12 protein-coding genes are annotated in these 12,364 nt (G+C 31.9%); 11 read left to right on the top strand and 1 reads right to left on the bottom strand.

Features of this window, described 5'->3' with window-relative positions:
* Positions 1-33 precede the first annotated feature (33 nt).
* The 10 genes from CCE28_RS18930 (at position 34) to CCE28_RS18885 (ending at position 11,376) form a co-directional block, all read left to right on the top strand.
* A complete protein-coding gene (locus CCE28_RS18930) occupies positions 34-822 on the top strand; it encodes a cyclase family protein (protein WP_095135316.1) in 789 nt (262 codons plus the stop codon).
* Positions 823-1,114: 292 nt separating this feature from the next.
* Positions 1,115-2,011 carry a carbon-nitrogen hydrolase family protein gene (locus tag CCE28_RS18925; RefSeq protein WP_095135314.1) on the top strand — a complete coding sequence of 299 codons (897 nt, stop codon included), beginning with the start codon at positions 1,115-1,117 and terminating at the stop codon, positions 2,009-2,011.
* 2 nt (positions 2,012-2,013) lie between these two features.
* Entirely contained in the window at positions 2,014-3,192 is a 1,179-nt protein-coding gene (locus CCE28_RS18920) for a CaiB/BaiF CoA transferase family protein (protein WP_095135312.1), read from the top strand.
* Between the two features lie 11 nt (positions 3,193-3,203).
* Positions 3,204-4,133 carry a carbamate kinase gene (arcC, locus tag CCE28_RS18915; RefSeq protein WP_207652931.1) on the top strand — a complete coding sequence of 310 codons (930 nt, stop codon included), beginning with the start codon at positions 3,204-3,206 and terminating at the stop codon, positions 4,131-4,133.
* Positions 4,134-4,150: 17 nt separating this feature from the next.
* Positions 4,151-5,290: an MFS transporter gene (locus tag CCE28_RS18910; RefSeq protein WP_095135308.1), complete on the top strand. Its 1,140-nt coding sequence runs from the start codon at positions 4,151-4,153 to the stop codon at positions 5,288-5,290.
* A 15-nt stretch (positions 5,291-5,305) separates the two neighbouring features.
* Entirely contained in the window at positions 5,306-6,112 is an 807-nt protein-coding gene (locus tag CCE28_RS18905) for a hypothetical protein (RefSeq protein ID WP_095135306.1), read from the top strand.
* A gap of 178 nt (positions 6,113-6,290) precedes the next feature.
* A complete protein-coding gene (locus tag CCE28_RS18900; protein WP_095135304.1) occupies positions 6,291-7,136 on the top strand; it encodes an FAD binding domain-containing protein in 846 nt (281 codons plus the stop codon).
* 414 nt (positions 7,137-7,550) lie between these two features.
* A complete protein-coding gene (locus CCE28_RS18895; protein ID WP_095135302.1) occupies positions 7,551-9,677 on the top strand; it encodes a ribonucleoside triphosphate reductase in 2,127 nt (708 codons plus the stop codon).
* 1 nt (position 9,678) lies between these two features.
* Complete coding sequence (locus tag CCE28_RS18890; protein WP_095135299.1) at positions 9,679-10,362, top strand: anaerobic ribonucleoside-triphosphate reductase activating protein; 684 nt, start codon at positions 9,679-9,681, stop codon at positions 10,360-10,362.
* Positions 10,363-10,467: 105 nt separating this feature from the next.
* Positions 10,468-11,376, top strand: a complete 909-nt coding sequence (locus CCE28_RS18885) for a hypothetical protein (protein ID WP_095135297.1) — start codon at positions 10,468-10,470, stop codon at positions 11,374-11,376.
* 13 nt (positions 11,377-11,389) lie between these two features.
* Here CCE28_RS18885 and CCE28_RS18880 read toward each other — a convergent pair whose 3' ends face one another.
* Positions 11,390-11,908 (bottom strand): cob(I)yrinic acid a,c-diamide adenosyltransferase, encoded by a 519-nt coding sequence (locus tag CCE28_RS18880; RefSeq protein ID WP_095135295.1) that lies wholly within the window; start codon positions 11,906-11,908, stop codon positions 11,390-11,392.
* Positions 11,909-12,006: 98 nt separating this feature from the next.
* On the opposite strand from CCE28_RS18880, the gene CCE28_RS22360 reads away from it, so the two are divergent.
* The gene (locus CCE28_RS22360) at positions 12,007-12,183 is read left to right on the top strand and encodes a hypothetical protein (protein ID WP_176461917.1); all 177 of its coding nucleotides are present in this window, start codon (positions 12,007-12,009) and stop codon (positions 12,181-12,183) included.
* Positions 12,184-12,364: the final 181 nt, after the last annotated feature.

Raw genomic sequence — 12,364 nt, 5'->3', positions numbered from 1 at the left:
TACTATTATAAGGTTTAAGAGGGGGATTTTAAAATGTTACCATATTGGAAAAATGTAAAAATGTATGATTTAACTCAACCATTAAGTCACTTAACACCACCATGGCCAACTTATGAGCCACTTCAAATTAAGTTCTTTAAAAGATTAGCTCCAAATGGTGCCAATGGGCAAGTACTTACTCATTCAAATCACGTGGGAACTCATTTAGATGGATCTATCCATTTCTGTACTCATGGAAGAGATATATCTGAAATTCCACTAGATGAATTAGTGGCTCCTGGAGTTGTTGTAGATATATCTGATATGGCTGAAGATTATGGAATCTACACTCCTGATGATTTAATGGCAAGAGCTGATATTAGAGAGGGAGATATTTTAATTATAAATACTGGATACCACAAATATGCATGGGATCAGCCAGAAGCTGATGAAGAAAGATACATGTTAAGACATCCAGGACCTACTAAGGAGTTTTCTGAGTGGTGTAAGAAAATGAAGTTTAAATGGATTGGTGTAGATTGTGGTTCAGCAGATCATCCAATGAATACTAAGATAAGAGATTGGTGTCCAAAGGAAGCTAAGAAAGCTGATAAGTTCTTAATGCAAAAGTATGATAAGGGATTAGATGACTTCTTTAGTGAAGATGATTACCAATTAATGCATTATGATTTATTCCCACATGATATTATCCATGCAGAAAACTTAGGTGGAGATATTGCCCAACTTTCAGGCAAGAGATTAGTTATAGGATGCTTCCCATGGAGATTTGTAGGTGGAGAATCTTGTATTAGCCGTATAGTTGCCTTTGATGTGGAGGAATAAGAAAAATTGAGTATATAAAGTTTAGTGGACCTACTGGGTTTCAATAAATCAGAAATATTTTCACAGGTAAGTCACTATCAGATTATATAGTGTAAATCTTATAGTAACTGTAGAAGGTTCATAATTGTTTGCAGCAGAAGGTATACTGATGTTCCACCTGCTGAAAAATTTATGATTCATTTCAACTTGTAGGTGCTGTAGTTTATTAGCATTAGAAAAAATACCCGTCTAATACTTACTTAGGCGGGTATTTTAATAAGGACGATAGAGTGATTATAAGGGGGAAATTGAGATGAAAGAACATGTGGCATGTTGTATTCAGATGGCTATTGAGCCAAATAAGATAAAGCAGAATATTGATAAATGTTGTGAGTGGATTATAAGGGCTAAGAAGGAATATGATTGTGAGTTGGTAGTATTGCCAGAGAGTATTACTACTGGATTTACTCCTAATATGGAGGTTATGGAATTTTATGAAATGTTAGATTTTGTTCCGGGTAGAGACACTAAAAAAATTCAACAATTAGCTAGGGAATTAAAGATTCATATAAACTTCCCTCTTTATGAAAAGGGGAAGAATCCTGGTGAAATATTAAATAGTAGTTTGCTTATAGATGATAATGGAGACATATTAGGAAACTATAGAAAGACCCACCCATTCCCAACGGAAAGGATAGAAGGAGGGGGATGGACTACTCCTGGCAATGAAGTGGTTGTAGTGGATACGAAGTTAGGAAAAATAGGTCTTATAATCTGTTATGATGGAGATTTTCCAGAACTAAGTCGTATGCTTGCACTAAAGGGAGCTGAGATTATCACTAGGCCAGCGGCACTTCTTCGTAGTTTTGAAATATGGGAGTTTGTAAATAAGGCTCGTGCATATGATAATCATGTATATTTATTAGCAGCCAATTCAATAGGTGCAGATGCAGGAGGCACTCACTATTTTGGTCATAGTATGATTGTAAATCCTATCGGCCAGACTATTGCTTTGGGTAGGGGCTGTGAAGAAATAATAGGAGTTAAATTAGATCCTAATCCTATAAAACATGTTACATATGGTTGTAACAGCCCTATGATATTTGATCATCTAGAAGATAGAAATGTGGGAGTATATGAGGGAATATTAACTGAAGGAAGATCAGCTTTTGAACCAGCTAAAAGAATTCCATATAAAAGGGGGATTTAAATATGGGTTCCTTAAATGGTATTAAAATATTAGATTTGACGAGGGTATTAGCAGGACCCTATGCCACTATGGTATTAGGCGATATGGGAGCTGAGATTATAAAGGTAGAAATGCCTGAGAGAGGAGATGATTCTAGATTCTTTGGGCCCCATATAAATGGTGAAAGTGCCTACTTTATGAGTATTAATAGGAATAAAAAGAGTATGACACTAAATTTAAAGACCCAAGAGGGCAAAGAAATATTACAAGAATTAGTGAAAAAATGTGATGTAATAGTGGAAAACTTTAGACCTGGAACTATGGAGAAATTAGGTCTTGGTTATGATGAAATAAGAAAAGTAAATCCAAGGATAATTTATGCAGCATCCTCTGGATTTGGTCACTCAGGCCCCTATAGTAAAAGACCTGCTTATGATGCAGTAGTGCAAGCCATGGGTGGCATAATGAGTATTACAGGCCATGATATGCCTACTAGGGTAGGGGCATCCATAGGAGATATAACGGCAGGGTTATTTACTACCATTGGAATATTATCAGCCCTTTATAATAGAAATCTGACTGGAGAAGGACAAAAGGTAGATGTAGCAATGCTTGATTGCCAGGTGGCCATACTTGAAAATGCCATAGCAAGATATTTGGTTTCGGGTGAAATACCAGGACCAAAGGGAAATAGACACCCTTCCATAGTTCCCTTTGAGAATTTTGAGACTAGTGATGGGGAAATTATGATAGCCATAGGTAATGACAACCTTTGGAAAAAATTCTGCATGATAGCTCATAGGGAAGAATTAATAGAAGATGAAAAATATAAGTCTAATCCACTGAGAAATGAAAACTATGAAAGTTTAAAAATTATTATGGATAAAATAATGGAGGAAAAGACAACTGAAGAATGGCAACATATATTTGATGAAGAAGGAATTCCAAACTCTCCTATAAATAGTGTAGATAAGGTTATTGAAAATGAACAAGTAAAGAGTAGGGAAATGATAGTGGAAGTAGACCACAGGGTGGCTGGAAAAACTAAAATTCCTGGAATACCTATAAAGATGAGTAAAACTCCAGGGAAAATAGAAAAGGCAGCTCCTACTTTAGGAGAACACACAAAGGAAATATTAGAAAAATACCTGACATATGATGAAGAATATATAAATGAATTGAGAAATAATGGAGTCATATAGGGGGATTGTTTATGAAGATAGTAGTAGCACTAGGAGGAAATGCTCTTCAAGAGGGGAAAAAAGCACCTACTGCCTTGGAGCAGCTAAATATTATAAAGGAAACATCAAAACATATATGTGATTTAATAGAAGAAGGACACCAATTAGTAATTGCCCATGGTAATGGGCCTCAAGTGGGAAGAATATTACTTCAAAATGAACAATCTAAAAATGAAATTCCTCCCATGTCATTAGATGTATGCGGAGCCATGACTCAAGGAATGATAGGGTATCATCTACAACAGGCTATAGGAGAAGAACTACAACTTAGGAATATAGATAAAAAGGCCATATCCATAGTTACTCAGGTGGTAGTAGATAAAAATGATAAGGCTTTTAAGAATCCTACGAAACCTATAGGCCAATTCTATTCAAAAGAAGAGGCGGATATATTAATAGAAGAAAAAGAATATACTATGACAGAGGATGCAGGTCGTGGTTATAGAAGGGTTGTACCATCACCTGTTCCTAAAGAAATAGTTGAAATAGATGTAATTAAAAAGTTAGTAGACGAATATATAGTAATAACTGTAGGTGGAGGGGGAATTCCCGTTATTAAGGAAAATACCCTAAAGGGAGTAGAAGCTGTAATAGATAAGGATTTAGCCTCTGAAAAATTAGCAGAAGATTTAGATGCGGACATACTACTAATACTTACAGCTGTGGAAAAGGTTGCATTAAACTTTGGGAAGAAAGATGAGATGTGGTTAGATTCAGTTTCTGTTAAAGAAGCTAATAGATTTGTAGCAGAAGGTCATTTTGCAAAGGGAAGTATGCTACCTAAAATAAATGCAGCTGTGAAATTTGCTTCCTCTAAAAAAGGTAGGAAGGCCATAATAGCATCTTTAAATAAAGGTAGTGATGCTGTAAAAGGGAAATCAGGAACGGTTGTAGAAATATAGATATAGAGGTGAAAAAAATGAATAGGGAATATAAACAGATAATATTTTTAAGATTGATATATTCCATATTTAAAAGTTTTGTACTTATATTTGTAAATATATATCTTTGGAAGACATCTAAAGATATTAAATCAGTGGCTATATTCAATAGCTGCAATTATATTGCAGCTTTTCTTTCTTTTTATATAGCTAATAGAATAGCTCTTAAAAATATGAAAATTAACTACATATTATCTTCCATATCATTTATAAGTTTATTCATAATTACAGCCATACTTAAAGAAAATACCTATCACTATGCCCCTATAATCGGATTTTTAGGAGGGTGTGGAGATGGGATGTTCTTTTTCAACTTAAATTTCTTCCAAGCTAATAAGTTAGATAAAGAGGCTGCAGACAAGTTTATAAGTATATTAGGAATGGTAAATAAGGCTTCTTCAATTATAACTCCCCTAATTTCAGGAATAGTCATAGAAAAATATGGATTTATATATATGATATATACCCTTGTAATTCTACTCATAATACAGTTTATTAATGTAATGTTCATTCCAAGCAGTAAAATCCACAGCCTAGGAAAACTTAATTTTAAGAGATTAAAAAACAAAGATTTCTTGAAAATAACTATGACCAATGGAATACTCACTCCCTATTGGGAATTTGGAATCATATCCTATAGTATTTTTTTATTTAGCTTCTCCAATAAAGAGGGATTAACAGGGATGCTCAACTCAGGATTTTCCCTGTTGGCCATATTATTTTATTATTTATATATAAGACTTACAGAAAAGGTTGAAAGAAAAAATCTTATGTTTATGGGATCTCTATGTTTAAGCATAGCTATGGTATTTTTAATAAAACCCATGTTTACAGGATTTTTAATATATAGTTTTATGATAGTTATAGGAGATAGCTTCTTTAGTAAACCACTAGTAGGAATACAACTCTATATTACAAAAAAATACTCTGAAACCATGGAAGATGTGTTTGATAACTTAATCCTAAGGGTATTTTTCTTAACCATGGGAAGGGTTATATTTCATGCTTTAATGTATTTCTTTTTCACAGGATATGACAGCTTAATATTCAAAGTACTTCTATTTTATAATATGTTAATTCCGTATGTTACCTATAGGCTAGGAGAGAGTGAAGTTTAGACTGGGGGAGAGTATATGAATCATATAGTTGGTATAAGAGGGGGAGGGCCCATAGCTACTGCCGTAGGGTGCCATTTATATAAAAGTGGATTTAGGGTTATAATATTTGAAAAGAAAAAACCCACTACCACTAGAAGAAAGGTATCCTTTGCAGAGGCTGTATACGAAAAAGAGGTAAGAGTAGAAGGGGTTTTAGCTACATTGGTAGACAATATAGAGAAGGCAATAGAAAAGAGTAAAGACCATGTGGCAGTTTTAATTGATGAGATAGGAAGAGAATTGTATCACCAAGATATAACCATTGTAGTAGATTCTATACTTGCTAATAAAAACTTTGGAACAAATAAGATGATGGGCAAGCTAGTCATTGGAATAGGACCTGGATTTGTAGCACAAGAGGATGTCCATGTAATAATAAATCCTAATAAGGGTAGTGAATTAGGAATGGTTTTATATGAAGGTAGAGTAGAGAAAAAAAACAACATGGATTTTAAATATAAAATTAAAGCACATAATAATGGAAGAATAAAGGTTTTAAAGGACATAGGTACTTCGGTAAAAAAAGGAGATATAATTGCATATATAGGAGAACGGGAAGTAATAGCTCATATGGATGGAATTATAAGTGGTATGATAAGAAATAATTTTAAAGTAAAAAAGGATATGGAGATAGCTCATATAGATTCTCATGATCATATTAAGAAATGTATAAATATATGTAGTCATGGAAGAGTTATAGGGACTAGTGTATTTCAGTGTGTATGCGAATTTTTAAATAAAGATGAAATTAAAAATCATAATATTTCAAATATATGGAAATAATACAAGGGTACATAAGCGTATAATTAACTAAGGATAACTATTTAATAACTTCATGGGGAATGATCGCTGGGGACGGTATATAATCTATTGAACTATAAAATTTCTTGATAGTTTTATAATGAAATAATATTTGATAGATATAATCATGCTCCCATGAAGAATAAAATGGGGGTTTACTATGATCGGTTTTCAATACTATAGACCCGACAACTTGGAGATAGCTAGTGAAATATTAATTAAAAATGGAACATACACACATATACTAAATGGAGGCACTGACTTAATAGAAAGGATAAAAAACGAAACAGTTAAAGCAGACATATTAGTAGATATAAAGGGGATAGAGGCACTTCATAAAATTGATTTTGTTGAAGACAAAGGATTATATATAGGTGCCTGTGCTACACTAAAGGATTTAATAAATAGTAATGTAGTGCAAGAAAAATACAGAATACTAATAGATAGCATGGAATCCATAGGAACAGAGAGAATAAGGAAAAGAGGAACTGTAATAGGGAATATTTGCAACGGATCATACTTAGGAGATACTCTTACAACTTTAATCATATTAGATACGGAAGTTATGATATATAGTTATGTAAGGGGAGAACGGCAAATACCAATAGATGAATTTCTTACCTGGACTGGAACTACGTCATTAAAAAGAGGAGAAATAGTAAAAGGAATTAAAATACCTTATCATGAATATATAGATGGTGGATTTATAAAAATATATAAGAATAAGGGGAATTTATCCATAACTAATTTATCAATAGGGAAAATTAATGATGAATATAGAATTGCCTTTTATATGCCAGGCAGTACTCCTGTAAGGATAAGGGAAGTTGAAGAATTTTTAAAGGGAAGAAAAATTACAGAATATGATATATACAAGGTAGCTAAGATGGCAGAAAATAAAGTGATAGAAAAGGATTCCTTTAACCTACTTAAAAAAGATGATGTGAAACAGATAAAGGATTTAATTAAATATGTTTTTCTAGCATTTTCAAAAGAACCTGATTAATCAGGTTTTTTTTTGAGTTTATTAAGAAAAAACAACACTCAACACCTAATTAATGGTAAAAGGTCTGGGGAAGCCCTAAATTTCCTACTTATCTTTTTCGACAAAAAATAGTTTTATATACCTAAAAAAGACATATTCTGACTTCTGACCTAGAACATGTTCATAGTATGCTTTTAGACAGTTTTATAAAAGTATAAAGTTTCGAAAAAATAGGAAAAGGGTTCTAATATATGTTTTTTCATGCCAAAAAAAGCTAAATGGGAGAAATGGAAAGAAATACTAAGAAAAATAAAATAACTATACAAGAAATGAAATTAAACTATAAATAGGGTGCTTGTCATATATTTTAAAGATAATGCATAATATACTATATGTAGTATGTGAAAAAGAGAGAAACACTATAGGAGGGGTATTGTGTCAGTAACAAAGGTTCAAAAGCGAAATAGTGAAATTGTGGATTTTGATCCCATAAAGATAAAAGAAGCCATATTTTCTGCTGCTAAATCGGTAGATGGAAAGGATGAGATGGCAGCAAAAAAATTAGCTAAAATAGTAATTGACATAATAAATGAAAGTCACGGAGCTAGTATCCCCACTGTGGAGGATATACAAGATATAGTTGAAAAGGTATTAATCGAAGAAGGCCATGCTAAAACAGCAAAGGCATTTATTTTGTACAGAAAAAAGCATGAGGAAATAAGAGAAGTAAGAAATCTATTTATGGATGCTGAGAAAATGGTAGAAGAGTATGTGAATCTTGAAGATTGGAGAGTAAACGAAAATGCCAATATGGGATTTTCACTTCAAGGTCTTAATAATCATATAGTAGAGAGTATTACTAAAAAGTATTGGCTAAATAAAATATACAAAAAAGAACTTAGAGATGCCCATATAAAGGGTGATTTACATATACATGATTTAGGTTTACTTGCTCCATATTGCTGTGGATGGGATTTAGAAGCATTTTTAAGAAATGGATTTAAGGGAGCTAAGGGAAAAATAGAATCAAAACCTCCTAAGCACTTTGAATCAGCTTTGGGACAATTAGTAAATTTACTATATACCCTTCAAGGAGAATCAGCGGGAGCGCAAGCTGTATCTAGTATAGATACATATTTAGCACCATTTATATATTATGATAATTTAGACTATGAACAGGTTAAAAAGGCAATTCAAAGATTTGTGTTTAACCTAAATGTACCTACAAGAGTTGGATTTCAAACTCCATTTACAAATATAACCCTTGATATTACTCCCCATGCCTTAGTTAAAAATCAAGGAGTAATAATAGGCGGAGTAAAAATGGATAAAACATATAAAGAATTTCAAAAGGAAATGGATATGTTTAATAAGGCCTTTTGTGAAGTAATGATGGAAGGTGATGGAGCAGGGCGAGCATTTAGTTTCCCTATTCCTACAGTAAACATAACTGATGATTTTCCATGGGATTCAGAAGCAGTTAACTCTATTATGGAGATGACTAGGAAATTTGGTACTCCATATTTTGCTAACTTTTTAAACTCGGATATGTCTCCAGAAGACGTAAGAAGTATGTGTTGTAGATTAAGACTTGATAATAGAGAACTTAGAAAAAGGGGAGGCGGATTATTCGGAGCTAACCCATTAACAGGATCTATAAATGTGGTTACATTAAACATGGCTAGGATAGGATATACTTCTAAGACTATAGAGGAATTTAAGAAACAGGTTAGAGTTCTTATGGAAAAGGCCAAGATTGTGTGTGAAGAGAAAAGAAAAGCACTAGAAGAATATATGGAAGCTGGACTTTATCCTTATTCGAGATTCTATTTACAAGGAGTTAAAGCAGCTACGGGAGAATATTTTAAAAACCACTTCTCCACTATTGGATTAAATGGAATGAATGAAGCCTGCGTTAATCTATTAGGGGTGGATATTACTACAGAAGAAGGCAATGAATTTGCAGTAGAAGTTATGGAGTTTATGAATAAGGTGATACAAATATTTCAAGAGGAAACAGGTAGCCTATGGAATTTAGAAGCATCTCCAGCAGAAGGGGCCACTTATAGGTTTGCAAGACTTGATAAAAAAATGTATCCAAATATATTTACTCAAGGAGAAAAGGAACCATACTATACTAATTCTACTCAATTACCAGTAGGTTATACTAATGATATATTTGAAACTATAGAGCTTCAAGAAAAATTACAAACCCTATATACGGGAGGGACAGTTTTTCATGGTTTCATAGGTGAAGAAATAGAAAGTATAGAAACTTGTAAGACTTTAATAAAGAGAGTTATGAAAAATAGTGCTATTCCATACATAACAATTACGCCAACTTTCTCCATCTGTGATGAACATGGATATTTATCAGGAGAACACTATAATTGTCCTATTTGTAATGAAGAAGCAGAAGTTTGGACTAGGGTAGTGGGTTTCCACAGACCAGTTCAGGCATGGAATAAGGGGAAGAAAGAAGAATATAAGGATAGGGTAGAATATTCTACTAAAAAGAGTTTAGAAGATAAAGAAGATAAAAAGATTATAAAGGCCGTATAAGATGAATATATTAGGCCATGAAAAAACTTCTTTCATAGATTATCCAGATAAAATATGTACCATGTATTTTATGGGTGGATGTAACTTTAGATGTGGGTACTGTCATAATAAGGACCTTGTTGAAAATAAGGGAGTTCCTATTTTAGAAAGTCATATATTTGAGTTTTTGAAGAAGAGAAAAAAATATATAGATGGAGTATGCATATCTGGTGGAGAGCCTACCTTACATGAAGAATTATATGATTTTATAGTTTCTATAAAAAAAGAAGGCTTATTAGTTAAATTAGATACTAATGGAACTAATCCAAGTATGATAAAGAGATTAATAGATGAAAATCTAGTTGACTATATAGCCATGGACATGAAGGCACCCATAAATAAGTATGCTGTTGTGACTAACGTGGCGGTTAATGTGGATAATCTAAAAGAAAGTATAAAGTTATTAACAACTTCTAATGTAGACTATGAATTTAGAACCACAGTATGCAGAGAATTAGTAAGTACGGAAGATATATTAGAAATTGCTAAAGAGTTAAAGGGAAGTAAGAGATATATAATACAAAACTTCAGAGACAGGAAGACTGTTTTAGAAGGTAAAAATAAATTCACTTCATATAATAAGGAAGAATTAGAATACATAAGGTCAGAAATAGAGGATTATTTTAATGAAGTGAAAATAAGATAGTTAATATGGGGGTATGATCAATGTAGATCATACCCCTTTAATATATTTTTCAAAAATGATAAAATTTAGGAAGTTAACAAAGTTTAATTTTTAGGGGTGATTAAAATGAGAAAGATTATGTTGTTTTTATTAATGATAATTCTTATGACAAATATTTCTTATGCTAATGCAGGCCCTTGGATTTATGAGGGAGCTCCAGTGCTTAATCCTGTTCCATATGAAAATAATAATGTGGAAGTATTAAATGAACAAATAGAATTTAATATAAATAGGAAAGATCTCGGTATAGCCCATGTGAATGTGAACTATAGGATGAAAAATACTTCTGATAAAAGAGAAAAAATAAATATGTGTTTTCCATTTGTAGGCAGAGGTATACATTTGAAAAATAAATTTGCAAAAATAACTTATAATGGTGTGGAAATAGATAGTGAAATAAAAGTTCTTAAAAATTTACAATTTGATCATGAAGAAGGATTAAAGGGAAAGGCCATATATAAAGATACCTTTAATAAAAATCTATCCTTTTCAGATATAATAGATGAACTAAATAACACAAAAGAAGCTTATGAAGATTTATCTGAAAATGCCATTTATGCAATCTTATTTAAAGTTAAAATGGAACCTAAAGTGGAAAATACTTTAAATATAAGCTATGTACAAAAAAGTGGAAGAAGTAGAACTGACTCTAAAAGTAGTTATACATATAATAGGTTTGATTATTATTACTTTTTAGAACCAGCTTCCTATTGGAAGAGTTTTAATGATTTAAATATAAAGATAATAGCTCCAAGGGGAACGGACATTTCTAATAGTTCATTAACTTTAGAAAAAGAGAAAAAAATATATATAGGTAACTTTAAAAGATTGCCAAAGGAGAATTTTACTTTTGAAGTGGTGAGTTTAAAGGATACTAAAGGTTATTTTGGTTTTAAAGAAATGGTATTAACTATAATAATGTTTTTTTTAATAGGAAAAATATTTGTGTCTATTAAAAGAAAGAAGGGCAGATAATTATCTAGCCCTTTTACTTATCTATACCTTCTCTATTAGGAACTCCCTGTGTATAATAATGTTTTATTTCTTTCATTTCTGTAACTAAGTCAGCCTTTTCTATAATACTATTAGGTGCGTACCTACCTGTTAATATTAATTCTATATTTTCTGGTTTCTCGTCTATTAGTCTAAGGACATCTTCTTCCTTTAGTAATTTTAAGTATATGGCTATATTAATTTCATCTAATATAATAATGTCGTATTTGTTTTCCTTATATATATTTAAAATATACTCTATTCCTTCATATGCAGACTTTATATCATCTTCATTAGGCTCTCTGATTAAAAAACATCCATTCCCAAATAATTTTACTTGAATATGGGACTCTAATAATTTTAATGTTTTAATCTCGCTATATTCCATAGATTTTATAAACTGGCCCAAGAAAACTTTCTTCCCTGCACCATAGGCCCTCATAATAATACCTAGTGCTGCCGTTGTTTTCCCTTTACCATTACCTGTATACACATGAATACAACCCTTTGTCATTAAATCACATCCCTTTTGCTCATATATATAATTATAGTATAATTGTATTTATATATAAACAACCTCAAAATATTATTTAATAAATAGGAGTGTAGTATATGAAGAAAAAAATAAAGAGTATATATAGAAGTAATTTTGATTATGAAGAGGATGATTATGATAGGTTAGTAAACCACACAAAGAGGAAAAGCCCCTACAAGTCCTTTACCAATAAAGCTACCATGAAGAAGTTAGAGTTTGATTATGAGGAAGACCCTTTCGAACCCAAAAAATAGAAATTGACAAAGGGTTGGTCCTGTGTTAAAGTAGTATATGTTGTTCCAAAACATGTCCTTGACAGTAAAGTGCTGAAGTGCTAAACTGTTAAAAGACAGCAAGAACGAAATGAAAAAAAGTTCTTGACAGTTTGAAACAAAAATGATATGATTAAGTAGTCGTCGCAATGAGGACGACTTA

Origin of the sequence: Anaeromicrobium sediminis, assembly GCF_002270055.1 — a bacterium.
Lineage (GTDB): Bacteria > Bacillota > Clostridia > Peptostreptococcales > Thermotaleaceae > Anaeromicrobium > Anaeromicrobium sediminis.
Note: the sequence above shows the minus strand (reverse complement) of the source record. Positions and strands in the feature narration are given on the sequence as shown.

Bases quoted from the DNA above. Each gene is read 5' to 3' on its own strand.
- CCE28_RS18925 (WP_095135314.1), top strand. From the start codon at position 1,115: ATGAAAGAACATGTGGCATGTTGTATTCAGATGGCTATTGAGCCAAAT.
- CCE28_RS18900 (WP_095135304.1), top strand. From the start codon at position 6,291: ATGATCGGTTTTCAATACTATAGACCCGACAACTTGGAGATAGCTAGT.
- CCE28_RS18885 (WP_095135297.1), top strand. From the start codon at position 10,468: ATGAGAAAGATTATGTTGTTTTTATTAATGATAATTCTTATGACAAAT.
- CCE28_RS18920 (WP_095135312.1), top strand. From the start codon at position 2,014: ATGGGTTCCTTAAATGGTATTAAAATATTAGATTTGACGAGGGTATTA.
- arcC (WP_207652931.1), top strand. From the start codon at position 3,204: ATGAAGATAGTAGTAGCACTAGGAGGAAATGCTCTTCAAGAGGGGAAA.
- CCE28_RS22360 (WP_176461917.1), top strand. From the start codon at position 12,007: ATGAAGAAAAAAATAAAGAGTATATATAGAAGTAATTTTGATTATGAA.
- CCE28_RS18930 (WP_095135316.1), top strand. From the start codon at position 34: ATGTTACCATATTGGAAAAATGTAAAAATGTATGATTTAACTCAACCA.
- CCE28_RS18905 (WP_095135306.1), top strand. From the start codon at position 5,306: ATGAATCATATAGTTGGTATAAGAGGGGGAGGGCCCATAGCTACTGCC.
- CCE28_RS18910 (WP_095135308.1), top strand. From the start codon at position 4,151: ATGAATAGGGAATATAAACAGATAATATTTTTAAGATTGATATATTCC.
- CCE28_RS18880 (WP_095135295.1), bottom strand. From the start codon at position 11,908: ATGACAAAGGGTTGTATTCATGTGTATACAGGTAATGGTAAAGGGAAA.
- CCE28_RS18890 (WP_095135299.1), top strand. From the start codon at position 9,679: ATGAATATATTAGGCCATGAAAAAACTTCTTTCATAGATTATCCAGAT.